The sequence below is a fragment of the Streptomyces sp. NPDC020807 genome (genome assembly GCF_040641575.1).
Lineage (GTDB): Bacteria > Actinomycetota > Actinomycetes > Streptomycetales > Streptomycetaceae > Streptomyces.
On the sequence record NZ_JBFADU010000001.1, the window covers coordinates 571,743 to 587,157 of the forward strand.

The 15,415-nt window shown below is 70.9% G+C and carries 21 protein-coding genes and 1 tRNA gene; 16 read left to right on the forward strand and 6 right to left on the reverse strand.

The genetic code is table 11. The features are described 5' to 3' along the window. The first annotated feature begins 18 nt into the window (after positions 1-18). From AB0G79_RS02800 to AB0G79_RS02845, 10 genes are all read left to right on the forward strand, one after another. Positions 19-195, forward strand: coding sequence for a hypothetical protein (locus AB0G79_RS02800; RefSeq protein ID WP_360799022.1), 177 nt, complete (start codon positions 19-21; stop codon positions 193-195). 6 nt (positions 196-201) lie between these two features. Then, positions 202-390 (forward strand): mobile element transfer protein, encoded by a 189-nt coding sequence (locus AB0G79_RS02805; protein WP_360799025.1) that lies wholly within the window; start codon positions 202-204, stop codon positions 388-390. Positions 391-410: 20 nt separating this feature from the next. Further along, positions 411-569: a hypothetical protein gene (locus AB0G79_RS02810; RefSeq protein WP_360799028.1), complete on the forward strand. Its 159-nt coding sequence runs from the start codon at positions 411-413 to the stop codon at positions 567-569. 11 nt (positions 570-580) lie between these two features. Beyond that, entirely contained in the window at positions 581-901 is a 321-nt protein-coding gene (locus AB0G79_RS02815; RefSeq protein ID WP_360799031.1) for a SpdD-like protein, read from the forward strand. Between the two features lie 5 nt (positions 902-906). Continuing rightward, complete coding sequence (locus AB0G79_RS02820) at positions 907-1,455, forward strand: GGDEF domain-containing protein (RefSeq protein ID WP_360799033.1); 549 nt, start codon at positions 907-909, stop codon at positions 1,453-1,455. A 95-nt stretch (positions 1,456-1,550) separates the two neighbouring features. Further along, positions 1,551-1,733: a hypothetical protein gene (locus AB0G79_RS02825; protein ID WP_360799036.1), complete on the forward strand. Its 183-nt coding sequence runs from the start codon at positions 1,551-1,553 to the stop codon at positions 1,731-1,733. 5 nt (positions 1,734-1,738) lie between these two features. Then, the gene (locus AB0G79_RS02830; protein ID WP_360799039.1) at positions 1,739-1,981 is read left to right on the forward strand and encodes a hypothetical protein; all 243 of its coding nucleotides are present in this window, start codon (positions 1,739-1,741) and stop codon (positions 1,979-1,981) included. A 56-nt stretch (positions 1,982-2,037) separates the two neighbouring features. Next, the gene (repSA, locus tag AB0G79_RS02835; protein WP_360799041.1) at positions 2,038-3,441 is read left to right on the forward strand and encodes a replication initiator protein RepSA; all 1,404 of its coding nucleotides are present in this window, start codon (positions 2,038-2,040) and stop codon (positions 3,439-3,441) included. A gap of 1 nt (position 3,442) precedes the next feature. Continuing rightward, positions 3,443-3,622 carry a helix-turn-helix domain-containing protein gene (locus AB0G79_RS02840; RefSeq protein ID WP_360799044.1) on the forward strand — a complete coding sequence of 60 codons (180 nt, stop codon included), beginning with the start codon at positions 3,443-3,445 and terminating at the stop codon, positions 3,620-3,622. Next, the gene (locus AB0G79_RS02845; protein ID WP_360799047.1) at positions 3,622-4,794 is read left to right on the forward strand and encodes a site-specific integrase; all 1,173 of its coding nucleotides are present in this window, start codon (positions 3,622-3,624) and stop codon (positions 4,792-4,794) included. The genes AB0G79_RS02840 and AB0G79_RS02845 overlap by 1 nt, the downstream gene beginning before the upstream one ends. 97 nt (positions 4,795-4,891) lie before the next feature. On the opposite strand, the gene AB0G79_RS02850 is transcribed toward AB0G79_RS02845, so the two are convergent. The 3 genes from AB0G79_RS02850 to AB0G79_RS02860 all read right to left on the reverse strand — a co-directional run bounded on the left by AB0G79_RS02850 (position 4,892) and on the right by AB0G79_RS02860 (position 6,706). Next, a tRNA-Pro gene (locus AB0G79_RS02850) sits at positions 4,892-4,965 on the reverse strand. 38 nt (positions 4,966-5,003) lie between these two features. After that, complete coding sequence (locus AB0G79_RS02855; protein ID WP_360799050.1) at positions 5,004-5,750, reverse strand: Pr6Pr family membrane protein; 747 nt, start codon at positions 5,748-5,750, stop codon at positions 5,004-5,006. Positions 5,751-5,767: 17 nt separating this feature from the next. Then, on the reverse strand, positions 5,768-6,706 hold the full coding sequence (locus tag AB0G79_RS02860; protein WP_360799054.1) for a metallophosphoesterase: 939 nt from the start codon (positions 6,704-6,706) through the stop codon (positions 5,768-5,770). Positions 6,707-6,780: 74 nt separating this feature from the next. On the opposite strand from AB0G79_RS02860, the gene AB0G79_RS02865 reads away from it, so the two are divergent. Continuing rightward, positions 6,781-7,245, forward strand: coding sequence for a GatB/YqeY domain-containing protein (locus AB0G79_RS02865; RefSeq protein WP_360799057.1), 465 nt, complete (start codon positions 6,781-6,783; stop codon positions 7,243-7,245). A 76-nt stretch (positions 7,246-7,321) separates the two neighbouring features. On the opposite strand, the gene AB0G79_RS02870 is transcribed toward AB0G79_RS02865, so the two are convergent. Further along, complete coding sequence (locus AB0G79_RS02870) at positions 7,322-9,559, reverse strand: transglycosylase domain-containing protein (protein ID WP_360799060.1); 2,238 nt, start codon at positions 9,557-9,559, stop codon at positions 7,322-7,324. Positions 9,560-9,975: 416 nt separating this feature from the next. Between AB0G79_RS02870 and AB0G79_RS02875 the strand changes: the two genes are divergently transcribed. Continuing rightward, complete coding sequence (locus AB0G79_RS02875) at positions 9,976-10,320, forward strand: WhiB family transcriptional regulator (protein WP_181924596.1); 345 nt, start codon at positions 9,976-9,978, stop codon at positions 10,318-10,320. 101 nt (positions 10,321-10,421) lie between these two features. On the opposite strand, the gene AB0G79_RS02880 is transcribed toward AB0G79_RS02875, so the two are convergent. Then, positions 10,422-11,648, reverse strand: a complete 1,227-nt coding sequence (locus AB0G79_RS02880) for an ArsA family ATPase (protein WP_360799182.1) — start codon at positions 11,646-11,648, stop codon at positions 10,422-10,424. Positions 11,649-11,791: 143 nt separating this feature from the next. Further along, a complete protein-coding gene (locus tag AB0G79_RS02885) occupies positions 11,792-12,757 on the reverse strand; it encodes an ArsA-related P-loop ATPase (RefSeq protein ID WP_360799063.1) in 966 nt (321 codons plus the stop codon). Between the two features lie 124 nt (positions 12,758-12,881). Between AB0G79_RS02885 and AB0G79_RS02890 the strand changes: the two genes are divergently transcribed. The 4 genes from AB0G79_RS02890 (at position 12,882) to AB0G79_RS02905 (ending at position 15,415) form a co-directional block, all read left to right on the forward strand. Then, positions 12,882-13,037: a hypothetical protein gene (locus AB0G79_RS02890; RefSeq protein ID WP_351785977.1), complete on the forward strand. Its 156-nt coding sequence runs from the start codon at positions 12,882-12,884 to the stop codon at positions 13,035-13,037. Continuing rightward, entirely contained in the window at positions 13,034-13,501 is a 468-nt protein-coding gene (locus tag AB0G79_RS02895) for a RidA family protein (RefSeq protein ID WP_360799067.1), read from the forward strand. Before AB0G79_RS02890 ends, AB0G79_RS02895 begins: the two co-directional genes overlap by 4 nt. Positions 13,502-13,604: 103 nt before the next feature. Continuing rightward, entirely contained in the window at positions 13,605-14,588 is a 984-nt protein-coding gene (locus AB0G79_RS02900) for an NUDIX hydrolase (RefSeq protein ID WP_360799070.1), read from the forward strand. Next, on the forward strand, positions 14,585-15,415 hold the full coding sequence (locus tag AB0G79_RS02905) for an MBL fold metallo-hydrolase (protein WP_360799073.1): 831 nt from the start codon (positions 14,585-14,587) through the stop codon (positions 15,413-15,415). The genes AB0G79_RS02900 and AB0G79_RS02905 overlap by 4 nt, the downstream gene beginning before the upstream one ends.

The following is a 15,415-nucleotide window of genomic DNA, read 5'->3' on the forward strand; positions in this document are numbered from 1 at the left end:
TCTGAGAAAGAGGCTGCCATGCGTCCGTCTACCCGCTCCGCCCTCGAACGCTCGGCGGAGCTGACCCGCAGCAACCAGCTCGTCGAAGCTGTCGCCATCGCGGAGGCAGCGATGAACCGGGCCACCGATGACGAACTCCCCGAGATCCGGCAGTGGCTCAACGACCACACGGACGACTTCGTCGGAGAGGTCTGACCGCCAATGCGACCGAATCGCTTCCACAACGTGATCCGCATCGGCCCGGTGCAGGTCGGCACCCACCGCGACGGCCGGGGCCGGACCAAGCACACCGCCGTGTGCACCGCCCCCCGCTGCGACTTCTCCGCCGACTACAACACCCGCGCCGCCGCCGAACTCGCCGCCCGAACCCACCGCTGCAACCCCCGCTGACCTCGAAGGAGATCCGCGTCATGGACGTCCCGCTCTGGCTCGCCCTGATCGTCGTCGGCGGTCTCGGCATCAAGCTCATGCGCCCGCCCTGGTGGCTGGTCGCCGTGATCCTCCTCGGCGGCTACCTCCTCGCCGACAGCTTCCTCGCCCCAGTCATTGACACCACGATCAACAAGTAGGGAGACCCGTCATGCTCCAGCCGCGCATCCCGGCCAACCCGCTCCCCACCGGCCACGTCACCCCGCTCGTCCAGCCCACCGCCGACACCGAGGCGGAGGTCGACAAGCACGACCACACCCCCGCTCCGGCGCCGGTCGCCCCGGCCCGTACCGCGATCCAGCTCACCCCCGGCAGCGCGATCGCCCTCGCCGCCGGCGGTGGCGCGGTCGTCCTGGTCGTCGGCGCCGTTCTCGTCTCGATGCTCCTCGCGGTCGCCATCACCGGCGTCTCGATCGCGGTCGTGGCCGTCGTCCTGCGGCTGCTCGTCCGCGACATGCAGAAGGGCCGGTGATTGTCATGGATATGCCGACTTTCGCCGCTGCGGGCTTACCCGCCCTCGGCTGGGCTCTGCACGGCGGCCTCCTCCTGCGCCGTCTGGCCACCGCCCGCCGCGACCCCCTGACCGGCCTGCACACCCGCGCCGGTTGGACCGCCCGCGCCGATCACCTCATGAGCAAGCACCCGAACGCGCTCGTGCTCCTGGTCGACCTGGACGACTTCAAGACCATCAACGACACCCACGGCCACGCCGCCGGCGACACCGTCCTCATGGCGACCGCTTTCCGGCTCGCCTCGTGGTGCGGCCGGAACGGGATCGCCGCACGCCTTGGCGGAGACGAGTTCGCCGCCATCGTCACCGACCCCGGCCACACCACCGGCCTCGCGGCCCTCCGCACGGCCCTGGACTACCCGGTCCCGCACAACGGTCACGTCCTGCAGGTCTCGGCCTCGGTCGGCCACTGCCATCGCGCCGACCTGCCGGTCCCGGTCCTCACCGACGCCCTGTCCTCCGCAGACATGTCGATGTACGCGGCCAAGGGCCACGGCAGGCGCAACACGCGCTAACAGCCCCCGGGGCGGCCTCGGTCGCCAAACTTCCGCCGCCCCGGGCGCCTTCAACCCCATTCCAGATCCACCGGACCCGAAAGGGAGCACTCATCATGCCCGAGAACAGTCTCGCCCGGCGCGTCTGCCGCGACTGCGACGGCTTCGCCACCGCCACGATCACCACCGGCCTGCGGACCGACGACGGCGCCCGCGACACCATCCCTGTCCACTGCACCACCTGCCGGGGCACCGGCACCCGCACCGCCCCGACCACCCTCGCCCGGGCCGGGAGGTAGCGGCGATGGGCCTCCTGAACTGGAACTCCAGCCAGCACTACGACCACAGCGGCGACTGCGCCTGCACCCAGTGCGGCAAGCCCACCCCGCTACGCGCCCACTCCGGCGAACCCGTCCACAAGGTGTGCGCCGAGACCTGGAACGACAACAACCCCCAGGCCCCCCGCGTCACGCACAAGAAGCACGACCTGGGCACCACCCGCTTCCACTCCGACACCCCGCGCGAGAGCCGCAAGAAGCGCGACTGACGACCGCAGCACGCATTCCGCACCGTTCCCGCGACTGCTCGACAGGAGATCCCCGCGTGACGTACTCCGCCCTCCAGGCGGGCCTGGACCCGGCCACCCTGAGCGACTTGCTCCGGATGGCCGGGTCTCCCGGCTTCGACCGCCTCACCGAACAGATCCGCCGCACTGGCGGCTGTACCGCTCCCATCCGCCTCACCGGCGGAACCAAGCTCCTCGACCCCGCCACGAAGACCGTCCTGCACGCCTACAACACCGACGCCGAACCTGGCGGCGTCCTCCGCGTCGCCTGCGGCAACCGGCGGGCCTCCCGCTGCCCCTCCTGCGCCTGGACCTATGCCGGAGACACGTACCACCTGATCCGCGCCGGGCTCGTGGGCGCCCCCGACAAGGGCACCCCGGAGACCATCCGAGACCACCCCCGCGTCTTCGCCACCCTCACCGCCCCGTCCTTCGGCCCCGTCCACAATCGGCCCGGCCCCCGTCCCTGCCGCTGCGGCACCCACCACGCCGAAGACGCCCTCGAACTCGGCACCGCGCTCGACCCGGCCACGTACGACTACGCCGGGGCGGTCCTGTGGAACAACCATGCCTCCGAGCTGTGGCGCTACTTCACGATCTACCTCCGCCGCGAGATCGCCGCCCGCGCCGGCCTCACCCAGAAAGCCGCCCGCGAACAGTCCCGCGTCTCCTTCGGCAAGGTCGCCGAGTACCAGAAGCGCGGAGCCGTCCACTTCCACGCCGTCATCCGCTTCGACGGCCCCGACGGACCGGCCACCCCGCCCCCGCACTGGGCCACCCTCGACCTCCTCACCGACGCCATCCGGGCCGCCGCCGCCCGCGTCCGCGTGATCGTGCCCGCCGCCCCGGCCCACGGCATCGACCAGGACCTCACCCTCACCTGGGGCACCCAGCTCGACGTCCAGCCCATCGGCGCCTTCGGTAACGGCGAAGACCTCACCGAACAGGCCGTCGCCTCCTACGTCGCCAAGTACGCCACCAAGGCCGCCGAGACCACCGGCACCGTCGACCACCCCGTCGGCAACAAGGAAGCCCTGCTCCTCCTCGGCGTCCCCGAACACCCCCGGCGCCTGATGGAAGCCTGCATGGACCTCGACGCCGCCTACCCGGACCGCCGCCTCCGCGCCTGGGCTCACATGCTCGGCTTCCGCGGCCACTTCTCCACCAAATCCCGCGCCTACTCCACCACCCTCGGTGCCTTACGCCAGGTCCGCGCCGACTACCGCGCCCACCAACAGCGCACCGCCCTCGGCCTGCCCAACCCCGACGAGAACCCGGAGTCCACGGTCCTCGTCGTCGCCCACTGGGCTTACGCCGGCCACGGCCACACCCCCGGTGAGTCCTGGCTCGCCGCCAACATCGCCCGCGACATCCGCATCAACCGAGACACGGCACGGGAGGCCCTGCGAGACCTTCCCGACCACGACGAAATGGGGGACTGAGATGGCTGAGGAACTGCTGACCGTTCCGGAGGTCATGACCCGGCTCAAGCTCGGACGCACCAAGGTCTACGACCTGATTCGCACCCGGCGCCTGGTCTCCATCAAGGTCGATGGCTGCCGGCGCATCCCCTCCTCCGCCCTGGGCGACTTCATCGCGGGCCAGATGGGACGTGCGGCCTGATGACCAAGCGACGGAGCCGTGGTGACGGCGGCCTGCATTGGGACGAGAAGCGGCAGCGCTGGATCGCCACGGCGAACCTCGGCTTCGACCCGAGCGGCAAGCGGATCGTGAAGCGGGGGAGCGGCAAGACCAAGACGGAGGCGAAGAACAAGCTCAAGGAGGTGCTGCGGGACCACGAGGACGGTCTCGCGATCGCGCCCACCAACTACACGGTCAAGGACGCGGTGACGGACTGGCTCACGTACGGCCTGGTGGGGGTCGACCAGGGAACGTCCGACACCTGCGGGACTCTGAGCCGGACGCACGTCATCCCGTCCCTCGGCGCTCGCAAGCTCCGAGACCTGAGCGCGGAGGACGTCGACCGCTGGCTTGCCACCAAAGCGAAGACGCTCAGCACCCGCACCCTCCAGGCGATCCACTCCTGCCTCAACCGCTCGGTCAAGCGCGCCATGGCCCGCGACAAGGTGAAGCGCAACGTCGTCGAGCTGTGCGCGGTGCCCCAGGGGCAAGCCGGACGCCCCTCCAAGGCGCTCACCTTCGCCCAGGCCGAAGCCGTGCTGAAGGGAGCCGAGGGGACCTCGATGTACTCCTACATCGTCGTCGCCCTCCTGACCGGCGCCCGTACGGAGGAGCTGCGGGCTCTCACCTGGGACCACGTCTTCCTGAAGGGCATCCCGGACGCCGATCCGCCGCAACCCCCGCACATCGCGGTGTGGCGTTCGGTTCGGCGTGGCGGGGACACCAAGACCCGGAAGTCCCGGCGGACGCTCGCCCTGCCGGCGCGCTGCGTGGAAGCCCTCTGGCAGCAATTCGAAGATCAGGGATGGGATCGACTTGCCGCCGACGAGAAGTGGGAGGAGAACGGCCTCGTCTTCTCCTCGGCCGTTGGAAAGGCCCTCGACGCGGCTAACGTCCGCCGCGCCTTCCGCCAGGCGCTCAAGGGCATCGACGGGATCGCTCCCGACGAGTGGACGCCCCGGGAGCTCCGGCACAGCTTCGTGTCCCTGCTCTCCGACCGTGGTGTCCCGCTGGAGGTGATCTCCCGGCTCGTCGGGCACTCCGGGACGGCCGTTACCGAGGAGGTCTACCGGAAGCAGATCCGGCCCGTGATCCAGACCGGGGCCGTGGTCATGGACGGGATCTTCGGAGAGGCCGATCCGGCGGGCACGTAGACACACGGAGAGCGGTAGTCACGCAGATAGACACGCACGCAGAAACAGGTGAGGCCGGTACTGAATCCAGTACCGGCCTCACCTGCTGTTACGGCTGTCGGGGTGGCGGGATTTGAACCCACGACCTCTTCGTCCCGAACGAAGCGCGCTGCCAAGCTGCGCTACACCCCGATGTCGCTGCTCTGTTCTTCACGTCGCGGCGACATCGATTACTTTAGCCCACGCGCGCGCTGAGGCGAAATCCGGTTTCCCGGGAGCCGCGTCGCAGGTCGGATGCGGTCGAGGCCGACGATGGCGAGCCCCAGGACGTAGAAGGCCGCGCCGAGGACCACCGCGTTGAGGAGGACCTCCCCGTAGCCGAGCTCGGCGACGTCGATGAAGGGGTACGTGTACCGGGTCGGCGCCCCGGGGGAGAGCAGGGCGCCGCGGACCAGGGCGAAGGCGAAGTAGAGGAACGGGGCCGCGAGCCACTGGGCGGCGTGTCGCCACCGGAGGGCGCCGGGGCGGGTGAGGAGGAGGAAGTCGAGCGCCACGCCGATCGGGGTGACGGTGTGCAGCAGCTGGTTGGCGACGGCCTTCCCGCCGGTGAGGGCGTCGATCGCGACGGCCTGGTTGAACTCGCTCGACGGGTTGGCGAGGACCAGGTGGAAGACGAGGCCGACGACCGAGATGCAGAGCAGTGCCCCGCCGGTCCACACCGCGGGCAGCGGCGGCCGCCGGGTCCAGGCGCGCGCGGCGCTCCGGCCGAGGACCACGGCGACCAGGATGTTCGACCAGATCGTGAAGAAGCTCAGGACGACGAACGGGTTCCCGAGGACGCACTCGATGGCGACGCCCGTCACCGCGCTCAGGGCGATCAGCGCCCGGAACGCCGCCGCGTAGGGGCGCCGGGCGGTGGGGATGACGGCGGAGGCCGGCACGGCCGCGGACCGGGGCTGTGGCTGGGGCGTGATCATCCCCCCACCGTAGGACGTCAGGCGCGCGCCGTCAGCGTGAGGAGGGTGACCTCGGGCGGGCAGGCGAAGCGGACCGGGGTGAACCGGTTGGTGCCGCAGCCGGCCGAGACGTGGAGGTACGAGGTCCGGCCCCCGGCCGTGTGGGTCGACAGGCCCTTCACGCGGTCGGTGTCCAGGTCGCAGTTGGTGACGAGCGCCCCGTAGAAGGGGACGCACAGCTGCCCGCCGTGGGTGTGCCCGGCGAGGAGCAGCTCGTACCCGTCCGCCGTGAACGCGTCGAGCGCGCGCAGGTACGGGGCGTGGACGACGCCCACCGTGAAGTCGGCGGACGCGTCGGGGCCGCCGGCGACCCGCTCGTACCGGTCGCGTTTGATGTGCGGGTCGTCGAGGCCGGTGAAGGCGATCTCCGCCTCGGGCAGCTTGAGCCGGCCGCGGGTGTTGGTGAGGTTCACCCAGCCGGCCGCGTCGAAGGCGTCCCGCATGCCCTCCCACGGGTTGTGGACGGCGCCGACGACCGGCTTGTTGCCGTTGAGCCCGTGCCGGCCCTGGACCTTCTCCAGGAGGTAGCGGGCGGGGTTGCGGAGCCGCGGCCCGTAGTAGTCGTTGGAGCCGAAGACGTACACGCCCGGGAACTCCATCAGCGGGCCGAGCGCGTCCAGGACCTCCGGGACCGCCTCCGTGTCGGAGAGGTTGTCGCCGGTGTTGACGACGAAGTCCGGGCGCAGGCCCGCGAGGGACTGGAGCCAGGCCCGCTTCTTGCCCTGGCCGCTGACCATGTGGATGTCGGAGACCTGGAGGACCCGCAGGTCGCGCATGCCGCGCGGGAGGACGGGCACGGTCACCCGGCGCAGCCGGAAGGAGCGGGCCTCGAAGCCGGCCGCGTAGACGATTCCGGCGGCTGCCGTGGCCGTGAGGCCTGCCGTGACCTTCAGGGGGATCCCGTACCGTGCGCGCATCCCCCCATCGTCGCAGACCCGCGGGGCGTAAATGCGCGGGCGGGTGGGCGGGGGCACCTGCCACACTTGTCCTCATGACCACGCTCAAGGAGAAGCTCCAGGCCGACCTGAACGCCGCGATCAGGGAGCGCGACGAACTCCGCTCCTCGACCCTGCGGCTCACCATCACCGCGATCCAGAAGGAGGAGGTCGCGGGCAAGACCAAGCGCGAACTCTCCGACGACGAGGTGCAGAAGGTGATCGCCAAGGAGGCGAAGAAGCGCCGCGAGGCCGCGGAGGCCTTCGCCCAGGGCGGTCGGCACGAGTCGGCGGAGCGCGAGAAGGCGGAGGGCGTCCTCCTCGACGCCTACCTGCCGAAGCAGCTCGGCGACGAGGAGCTGGACGGGATCGTGGCCGCGGCCGTCGAGGAGGCGAAGGCGGCGGGCGCCGAGGGGCCGCGGGCCATGGGCGCCGTCATGAAGATCGTGAACCCGAAGGTGGCCGGCCAGGCCGACGGCGGGCGCGTCGCCGCCGCCGTGAAGAAGCTGCTCGCGGGCTGACCCCGGCAGCAGGACGACGAAAGGGCGCCCCACCGTTTCCGGTGGGGCGCCCTTCCTCATGCCGTCGCTCGCCGCGTCAGCGGTTTCCGCCGCGGGGCCTGCCGTTCCCGCCGCCGATCAGGTCCGGCGGGAGGGTGATCCCGCCGATCGTGTCGGCCGGGGGCTTGGTGTCGCCCGGCTTGGCGTCGTCGGCCGGCTTGCGCGGCTTGTCGTCGCCCTTGTCCTTCGGCTTCTCCTTGGGCTTCGCCCGCGGTACGGAGACCTGGTTGAAGCCCGGCGTCTCGGAGGCGTCGAGGGCGCCGGTCATCGCGATCCGCCAGATCGGGCCGGGGAGGCAGCCACCGCAGACCTTGTCGTAGTACTCGCCACCGATGGTGAGGTCGTACATCGACTTCTTCTCGCCGACGTCGTCACCGACCCAGACGGCGGTGGACAGGTTCGGGGTGTAGCCGACGAACCAGGCGTCCTTGCGGTCGTTGGTGGTACCGGTCTTGCCCGCGTTGTCGCGGTCCTGGAGACCGGCCTTCGTGCCGGTGCCGTCCTCGACGACGCCCTTCAGCATCTGGTTGATGATGTCGGCCGTGCGGTCGTTCATCGCCCGCGAGCACTTGGTCTGCGGCACGTTCAGCTTGTCGCCGTTGGCCGCCTTGATCGACTCGATGGCGACCGGCGTGCAGTACACGCCCCGGTTGGCGAAGGTCGCGTAGACCGACGCCATGTCGAGCGGGGTGCTCTCGACACTGCCGAGGGTGGCGGAGGGGCTCTGCTTGATCGGCTTGCCGAGCTCGCGCTCGTACCCGACCTTCTTCGCCATCGTCAGCGTCTCGCACAGGCCGGCCATCTGCTCCAGCTTGGCGAAGTACGTGTTGATCGACTTCCCGAGGGCGCTGGTCATGTCGTACATGCCCTTTTCCGACTCGAGCTCGTTCCCGATCTCCCAGTCGGCGTACCCGGAGGGCTTCCCGTCGCAGCGGGTGTAGTCCTCCTCGGGGATGGTGATCTTCCACGGCGTGTCGAAGCTCTGCGCCGGGCTGATCCCCTTCTCCAGCGCCGCCGCGGCCGTGATCGGCTTGAAGGTCGAGCCGACCTGGAAGCCGTACGTCGTGCCGCCCATCTTGCTGCCGACGGCGAGGTTGAGCGTGGTCTGGTGCTGCTTCTGGTCCAGGCCGTACGGGCGGGACTGGCCCATCGACAGGATGCGGCCGGTCTTCGGCTGGACCTGCACGACGGAGGCGGCGACCGGGTCGTCCTTGTTGATCTTCGCGACGGCTGCCTCGTTGGCGGCGGCCTGGGCGCGCGGGTCGAGCGTGGTCCTGACGGTGAGGCCACCCAGGTTCCACAGCTTCTGGCGCTCCTCGGCCGTCTTGCCGAAGACCGGGTCGCTGAGGATCGTCTTGCGGACGTAGTCGCAGAAGAAGCCGGCGCCGTCGACGGCGGTGATGCAGCCGTTCTTCGGCGTCTTGACCTTCAGCTTCAGCGGCGCGGCCTTCGCCTTGTCGGCCTCCGCCTGGCTGATGTCCTTCACGTCGGCCATCCGCTGGAGGACCACGTTGCGGCGCTTGGTGGCTTCCTGGATGTCGTTGATGGGGTCGTAGCGGCTCGGCGACTGCACGAGCCCGGCCATCATCGCGGCCTCGCCGAGGCTCAGGTCGGCGGCCGGCTTGGAGAAGTACCGCTGCGACGCGGCCTCGATGCCGTACGCCTGCTGTCCGAAGAACGTGATGTTGAGGTAGTTCTCCAGGATCTTCTTCTTGCCCAGCTCCTCCTCGACCTGGATCGCGAACTTCAGCTCGCGGACCTTGCGGCCGATGGTCTGCTGGGTGGCCTGCGCGACCTTCTCCGGGTCGTCGCCCGCCTCCTCGACGAAGACGTTCTTCACGTACTGCTGGGTCAGCGTGGACGCGCCCTCGGAAACCCCGCCGGACTGCGCGTTCTTGTTGATCGCGCGCAGCACGCCCTTGAGGTCGATCGCCCCGTGCTCGTAGAAGCGGCCGTCCTCGATCGCGACGATCGCCTTCTGCATGTACGGGGAGATCTTCTCCAGCGGGACGACCTTCCGGTCCCGCGAGTACACCGTGGCGATCAGCCCGCCCTTGGAGTCGAGAATCGTGGTGCGCTGACTCAGCGGCGGAGTCTTCAGATTGGAGGGGATCTCGTCGAACCCTTCCACCGTGCCCTTGGCGGCCAGTCCGAGCGCACCGGCCGCGGGCAGGGCGATGCCTGCCAGCACGGCTCCGGAGAGCACACTGACACCGAGGAACTTGGCGGCCTGCTGGGTCCCGGTCAGACCACCGCCCGAGCGCTTCTTTGCCATGGGGGCAGCCTACGTTCTCATTCGCCGGACACGCGTATATGCCTTGGCCTAAGCTGCTCACAACTGTCACAGCAGTGTGGTCTCGCATCAAGACCCGCGCGTGACATCGGCATGAATTCCCGTGACCCCGAAACACGGGAGGCTCGTGTCCGTTTCCGAATCATGCGTCACCCGATGCCCGGAGTGGGGCCTGCGAGGAAGGGCATATCCGCGCGCTATGTCCTTTATCACGCACATGTCCTTCGATCACTCCCCTGGGTGATCTGACGCGTACGCATAGTCCGTTCGGGCCATTCAAGATTGGGCCCGAAGGGGGTGTTGCGCTGTGCCCACCTTCCGTAACGTCCCAACTGGCAGCGGTGAATATGCCGCTACCGCCGTGGGGGAGCCTCGATTCGGGAGAGGACGGCGCCGGTATGGGCTGGGTAGCTGACTGGAGTGCGCAGGCGGCCTGCCGCACTACCGATCCGGATGAACTTTTCGTGCAGGGAGCGGCGCAGAACAGGGCCAAGGCGGTGTGCACCGGATGCCCGGTGCGGACCGAGTGCCTGGCCGACGCCCTCGACAACCGCGTGGAGTTCGGCGTGTGGGGTGGCATGACGGAGCGCGAGCGCCGCGCCCTGCTGCGCCGACGGCCGACCGTCACCTCGTGGCGCCGCCTCCTGGAGACCGCGCGCACCGAGTACGAGCGCGGCGCGGGCCTGCTGCCCGTGGCGATCGACGACGACGCGACCTACGAGGCGTACGCCGCGGTCGGCTAGCCGACGGGTCGGCCGTCGACCAAGCCGCTTGTCGACCAGTCCGCTGGTCGGTCGGACCGCAGGTCGGTCGGTGTCCGCTGGTCGGTCGGACCGCTGGACTGTCAGTCGCGACGCGCGCGACCGGCCGTGAGTCGGTCGCCTATGGCCCGCAGCCCGGCGAGGTCGTGCACATCGCCGGGCAGGGCGGCCACCTCGACGACCGCCACCTCCGGGTGGCGCGCGGTGAAGCCGTCCCGCGTGCGCTGCTCACGCGCCAACACCCGCATGCGCTCGGCATGCAGGCGAAGGAGTCCTGCGGTGAGATGACGTACGTCTGGTGCTGCTGCTTGCTCTTCGGCTGTGGGGGCAGCCTCGGACACGGAAGAACCGGAATGTGCGGCGGCGGTGGCGAGGTCGGAGTCCCGACCTGAGTCGCGGACATTCTTCCCGCCCCCCGGATCCGTCATGCGCTCCCCCTCAAGATTTTCCGCGGCGGCCCGCGCCCGCTCGGCCGACAGGCCGGCCGCGTCGCTGCCGTGGACGCGGTTGAGCACGAGACCCGCGAGCGGCATCTCCTCGGCGGCGAGCCGCTCCACGAAGTACGCGGCCTCGCGCAGCGCGTCGGGCTCCGGCGTGGCGACGACGAGGAAGGCCGTGCCCGGAGCCTGGAGCAGCCGGTACGTGGCGTCCGCGCGGGTGCGGAAGCCGCCGAACATCGTGTCCATCGCCGCGACGAAGGTCTGGACGTCCTTGAGGAACTGACCGCCCAGCAGCTTTCCGAGCGTCCCCGTCATCATCGACATGCCGACGTTCAGGAACTTCATCCCGGCCCGGCCGCCGGCCTTCGCCGGGGCCATGAGCAGCTTGATGAGCTTCCCGTCGAGGAACGAACCGAGTCGCTTCGGCGCGTCGAGGAAATCCAGGGCGGAGCGGGACGGGGGAGTGTCGACCACGATCAGGTCCCACTCGTCGCGTGCCCTGAGCTGGCCCAGCTTCTCCATCGCCATGTACTCCTGCGTACCGGCGAAACCGGCCGACAGGGACTGGTAGAAGGGGTTCTCCAGGATCGCCCGGGCCCGCTCGGCGTCCGCGTGCGCCTCGACGATCTCGTCGAAGGTCCGCTTCATGTCGAGCATCATGGCGTGCAGTTCGCCGCCGTCGGATCCCTTGATCCCGTCGACCTCGCGAGGCGTGTTGTCGAGCGAGTCGATGCCCATCGACTGGGCGAGCCGGCGCGCCGGGTCGATGGTCAGCACGACCACCCGCCGCCCGCGCTCCGCCGCGCGCACGCCGAGCGCCGCCGCCGTGGTCGTCTTGCCGACGCCCCCGGAGCCGCAGCAGACGATGATGCGGGTGCCCCGGTCGTCGAGAAGCGCGTCGAGATCGAGATCGGGCGTGGCCCGGGAGGCCGGACCGGGGCCGGCCGAGGGGGCGGGGCCGGGCGTGCGGCCCGGTGCCCCCGCGTCGGTGGCGTCGTCCGTCACTTGCTGCGTCACGCCTCGCCCACCCCTTGCTTCCGCAGTTCCTTCGCCAGCCGGTAGATCCCCGCGATGTCCCCGCCGTCCCCCAGGTAGGGCAGTTCGTACGTGGGGACGCCGATGTCCGCCAGGACCGCCCGCTGCTCCCGCTCCAGCTCCACGCGCCGCGCGTGCTCGGCCGCCTGCGCGAGGAGCGGGTCGACGAGCAGGGCCGCGTCCGCGAGGCCGACGGAGGCCAGGCTCCGCGCGACCGCGTCCCGGTGGTCGCCGGAGGCGGCCCGTACCGCCTCGTCGTCGAGGACGTGCGGTCGGACCATGTTCACCACGACCCGCCCCACCGGCAGTTCGGCGGCGCGGAGCTCCGCGATGCCGTCCGCCGTCTCCTGGACGGGCATCTCCTCCAGGAGCGTCACCAGGTGGACCGCCGTCTCCGGGGACTTGAGGACCCGCATGACGGCCTGTGCCTGGTGGTGTATCGGGCCGATCCTGGCCAGGCCCGCCACCTCGTCGTTGACGTTGAGGAAGCGGGTGATGCGGCCCGTGGGCGGCGCGTCCATGACCACGTGGTCGTAGGTGTGGCCGCCGTGCTTCTCCCGGCGCCGCACCGCCTCGCACGCCTTGCCGGTCAGCAGGACGTCACGGACCCCCGGGGCTATCGTCGTCGCGAAGTCGATCGCGCCGAGTTTCTTCAGGGCCCGTCCCGCGCCGCCCAGTTTGTAGAACATCTGGAGGTAGTCGAGGAGCGCGCGCTCGGCGTCGATCGCCAGCGCGTACACCTCGCCGCCGCCCGGTGCGACGGCGATCTTGCGTTCCTCGTACGGCAACGCCTCCGTATCGAAGAGCTGTGCGATGCCCTGTCTGCCTTCGACCTCGACGAGGAGCGTCCGCTTCCCCTCCGTCGCGAGGGCGAGGGCGAGGGCGGCGGCGACCGTCGTCTTACCGGTACCGCCCTTGCCACTGACGACCTGGAGCCTGCTCACGTTGTCGAGCCTAACCACTGGCGGCGCCCGGCAATCAGCAGGCCGCCCCGGAGAAGCTCCCTAGGGGATCCGTCGGGGACGGCCTCGGGAAGCGACCCCGGCCACAGCGGATACAGTCGGTCCCATGACCAAGTGGGAGTACGTCACGGTGCCGCTTCTGGTGCACGCGACGAAGCAGATTCTGGACACCTGGGGCGAGGACGGCTGGGAGCTCGTCCAGGTCGTGCCCGGGCCGAACCCCGAGCAGCTCGTGGCCTACCTGAAGCGGGCCAAGTCGTGAGCGGGGCCGTGGAGGCGAAGCTCGCCGAACTCGGACTGACCCTGCCCGACGTCGTGCCGCCGCTGGCCTCGTACCAGCCGGCCGTGCGGTCCGGCGTGTACGTATACACCTCGGGCCAGCTCCCGATGGTGGACGGCCAGCTTCCGACGACCGGCAAGGTCGGCGCCGAGGTCACCGCGGAGGAGGCCAAGGAGCTCGCCGCCCGCTGTGCGCTGAACGCGCTCGCGGCCGTGAAGTCCGTCGCCGGTGACCTGGACCGAATCAAGCGCGTCGTGAAGGTCGTGGGCTTCGTCGCCTCCGCCGCCGACTTCACCGGCCAGCCCGGCGTCATCAACGGTGCCAGCGAGCTGCTCGGCGCCGTCCTCGGCGACAAGGGCGTGCACGCGCGCAGCGCCGTCGGCGTGGCCGTGCTGCCGCTCGACGCGCCGGTCGAGGTCGAGGTCCAGGTCGAGCTCGAGGCCTGAGCCGACGACCGCGACAGTCCGTACGCGCACGCGTGGAGCCGGTTTTCCCGTCCCGGGAGGACCGGCTCTCGTGCATTCCGGTGCTTGCGCATAGCATCCGCCCATGTCGAATGGTGAGACGCAGACGAACGGCCCGTCACAGCCGAACGGCCGGTCGAGGCAGACCAACGGCCAGTGGTACCCGCCGGAGTGGCCCGACCGGATCCGCGCCCTCGCCGCCGGTGAGCTCGTTCCCGTGAGCCCCCGGCGCGCCGCCACCGTCCTCCTCCTGCGGGACGGGGCCGCCGGGCCCGACGTCCACATGCTGCGCCGCCGCGCCTCCATGGCCTTCGCGGGCGGTGCCTACGCGTACCCCGGCGGCGGCGTCGACCCGCGCGACGAGCAGCCGGTGCGCTGGACCGGACCGTCCCTGGAGAGCTGGGCGGAGCGGCTCGGCCTCGACGACCCCGCCCAGGCCCAGGCCGTGGTCTGCGCCGCCGTGCGCGAGACCTTCGAGGAGGCGGGCGTCCTGCTCGCCGGGGAGACCCCGGACACCGTGGTCGGCGACACCACCGGCGAGGACTGGGAGCGGGACCGCGAGGCGCTCGTCGCCCGCGAGCTGTCCTTCGCCGACTTCCTCGACCGCCGCGGGCTCGTCCTGCGCTCCGACCTGCTCGGCGCGTGGGCCCGCTGGATCACGCCGGAGTTCGAGCAGCGGCGCTACGACACCTGGTTCTTCGTGGCCGCCCTCCCGGCGGGCCAGCGCACCCGGGACGTGTCGGGCGAGGCGGACCGCACGGTCTGGATCCGACCGGCCGAGGCCGCCGCGGGCTACGACCGGGGCGAGCTGACGATGATGCCGCCGACGATCTCGACGCTGCGGACCCTGGAGCCGTACGGCACGGCCGCCGAGGCGCTCGCGGCGGCGCGGGACCAGGACATGGCCCCCGTCCTCGCGCAGGCGCGTCTGGAAGGCGACGAGCTGGTGCTCAGCTGGCCCGGGCACGAGGAATTCACCAAGATCATCTCGATCGGTACGGGACTCGGGACGGGACTCGGTACGGAGCCTGGTACGGGACCCGGTACGGGAGCCGGGGGCGAACGATGAGCGACGCCGCCGCCCTTCCCGGCCAGCCGCGCGGAATCGTCTCCTCCGGCCCCGCGACCGCCCGCGCCGTGAACGTCCTGGCGCCGAACCCCTCCGCGATGACGCTCGACGGCACCAACACCTGGCTCCTCGCCGAGCCCGGCTCCGAGCTCGCCGTCGTCGTCGACCCCGGCCCGCTCGACGAGGGCCACCTGCGGCACGTGGTCGACACCGCCGAGCGGCTGGGGAAGCGGGTCGCGCTGACCCTGCTGACCCACGGCCACCCGGACCACGCCGAGGGCGCCGGCCGCTTCGCCGAGCTGACGGGGACGGCCGTACGGGCCCTCGACCCGGCGCTCCGCCTCGGCGACGAGGGGCTCGGCGCGGGGGACGTGGTGGCGGTCGGCGGCCTGGAACTGCGGGTCGTCCCGACGCCCGGCCACACCTCCGACTCGCTCTCCTTCCACCTTCCCGCGGACCGGGCGGTGCTGACCGGCGACACGATCCTGGGGCGCGGGACGACGATGGTCGCGCACCCCGACGGGCGGCTCGGCGAGTACCTGGACTCCCTGCGGCGGCTGCGCTCGCTCACGGTCGACGACGGCGTGCACACGGTCCTGCCGGGGCACGGGCCGGTCCTGGAGGACGCCCAGGGGGCCGTGGAGTTCTACCTCGCCCACCGCGCGAGCCGCCTGGCGCAGGTCGAGACGGCGGTCGCGGCCGGGTACCGGACGGCGTCCGACGTCGTCGCGCACGTGTACGCGGACGTGGACCGCTCGCTGTGGCCGGCGGCCGAGCTGTCCGTACGGGCGCAGTTGGAGTACCTGCGGGAGCGCGGCCTGCTCTGA

Coding starts and splice junctions, on each gene's coding strand:
- AB0G79_RS02800 (WP_360799022.1), top strand. CDS start 19: ATGCGTCCGTCTACCCGCTCCGCCCTCGAACGCTCGGCGGAGCTGACC.
- AB0G79_RS02805 (WP_360799025.1), top strand. CDS start 202: ATGCGACCGAATCGCTTCCACAACGTGATCCGCATCGGCCCGGTGCAG.
- AB0G79_RS02810 (WP_360799028.1), top strand. CDS start 411: ATGGACGTCCCGCTCTGGCTCGCCCTGATCGTCGTCGGCGGTCTCGGC.
- AB0G79_RS02815 (WP_360799031.1), top strand. CDS start 581: ATGCTCCAGCCGCGCATCCCGGCCAACCCGCTCCCCACCGGCCACGTC.
- AB0G79_RS02820 (WP_360799033.1), top strand. CDS start 907: ATGGATATGCCGACTTTCGCCGCTGCGGGCTTACCCGCCCTCGGCTGG.
- AB0G79_RS02825 (WP_360799036.1), top strand. CDS start 1,551: ATGCCCGAGAACAGTCTCGCCCGGCGCGTCTGCCGCGACTGCGACGGC.
- AB0G79_RS02830 (WP_360799039.1), top strand. CDS start 1,739: ATGGGCCTCCTGAACTGGAACTCCAGCCAGCACTACGACCACAGCGGC.
- AB0G79_RS02840 (WP_360799044.1), top strand. CDS start 3,443: ATGGCTGAGGAACTGCTGACCGTTCCGGAGGTCATGACCCGGCTCAAG.
- AB0G79_RS02845 (WP_360799047.1), top strand. CDS start 3,622: ATGACCAAGCGACGGAGCCGTGGTGACGGCGGCCTGCATTGGGACGAG.
- AB0G79_RS02855 (WP_360799050.1), bottom strand. CDS start 5,750: ATGATCACGCCCCAGCCACAGCCCCGGTCCGCGGCCGTGCCGGCCTCC.
- AB0G79_RS02860 (WP_360799054.1), bottom strand. CDS start 6,706: ATGCGCGCACGGTACGGGATCCCCCTGAAGGTCACGGCAGGCCTCACG.
- AB0G79_RS02865 (WP_360799057.1), top strand. CDS start 6,781: ATGACCACGCTCAAGGAGAAGCTCCAGGCCGACCTGAACGCCGCGATC.
- AB0G79_RS02870 (WP_360799060.1), bottom strand. CDS start 9,559: ATGGCAAAGAAGCGCTCGGGCGGTGGTCTGACCGGGACCCAGCAGGCC.
- AB0G79_RS02875 (WP_181924596.1), top strand. CDS start 9,976: ATGGGCTGGGTAGCTGACTGGAGTGCGCAGGCGGCCTGCCGCACTACC.
- AB0G79_RS02890 (WP_351785977.1), top strand. CDS start 12,882: ATGACCAAGTGGGAGTACGTCACGGTGCCGCTTCTGGTGCACGCGACG.
- AB0G79_RS02900 (WP_360799070.1), top strand. CDS start 13,605: ATGTCGAATGGTGAGACGCAGACGAACGGCCCGTCACAGCCGAACGGC.
- AB0G79_RS02905 (WP_360799073.1), top strand. CDS start 14,585: ATGAGCGACGCCGCCGCCCTTCCCGGCCAGCCGCGCGGAATCGTCTCC.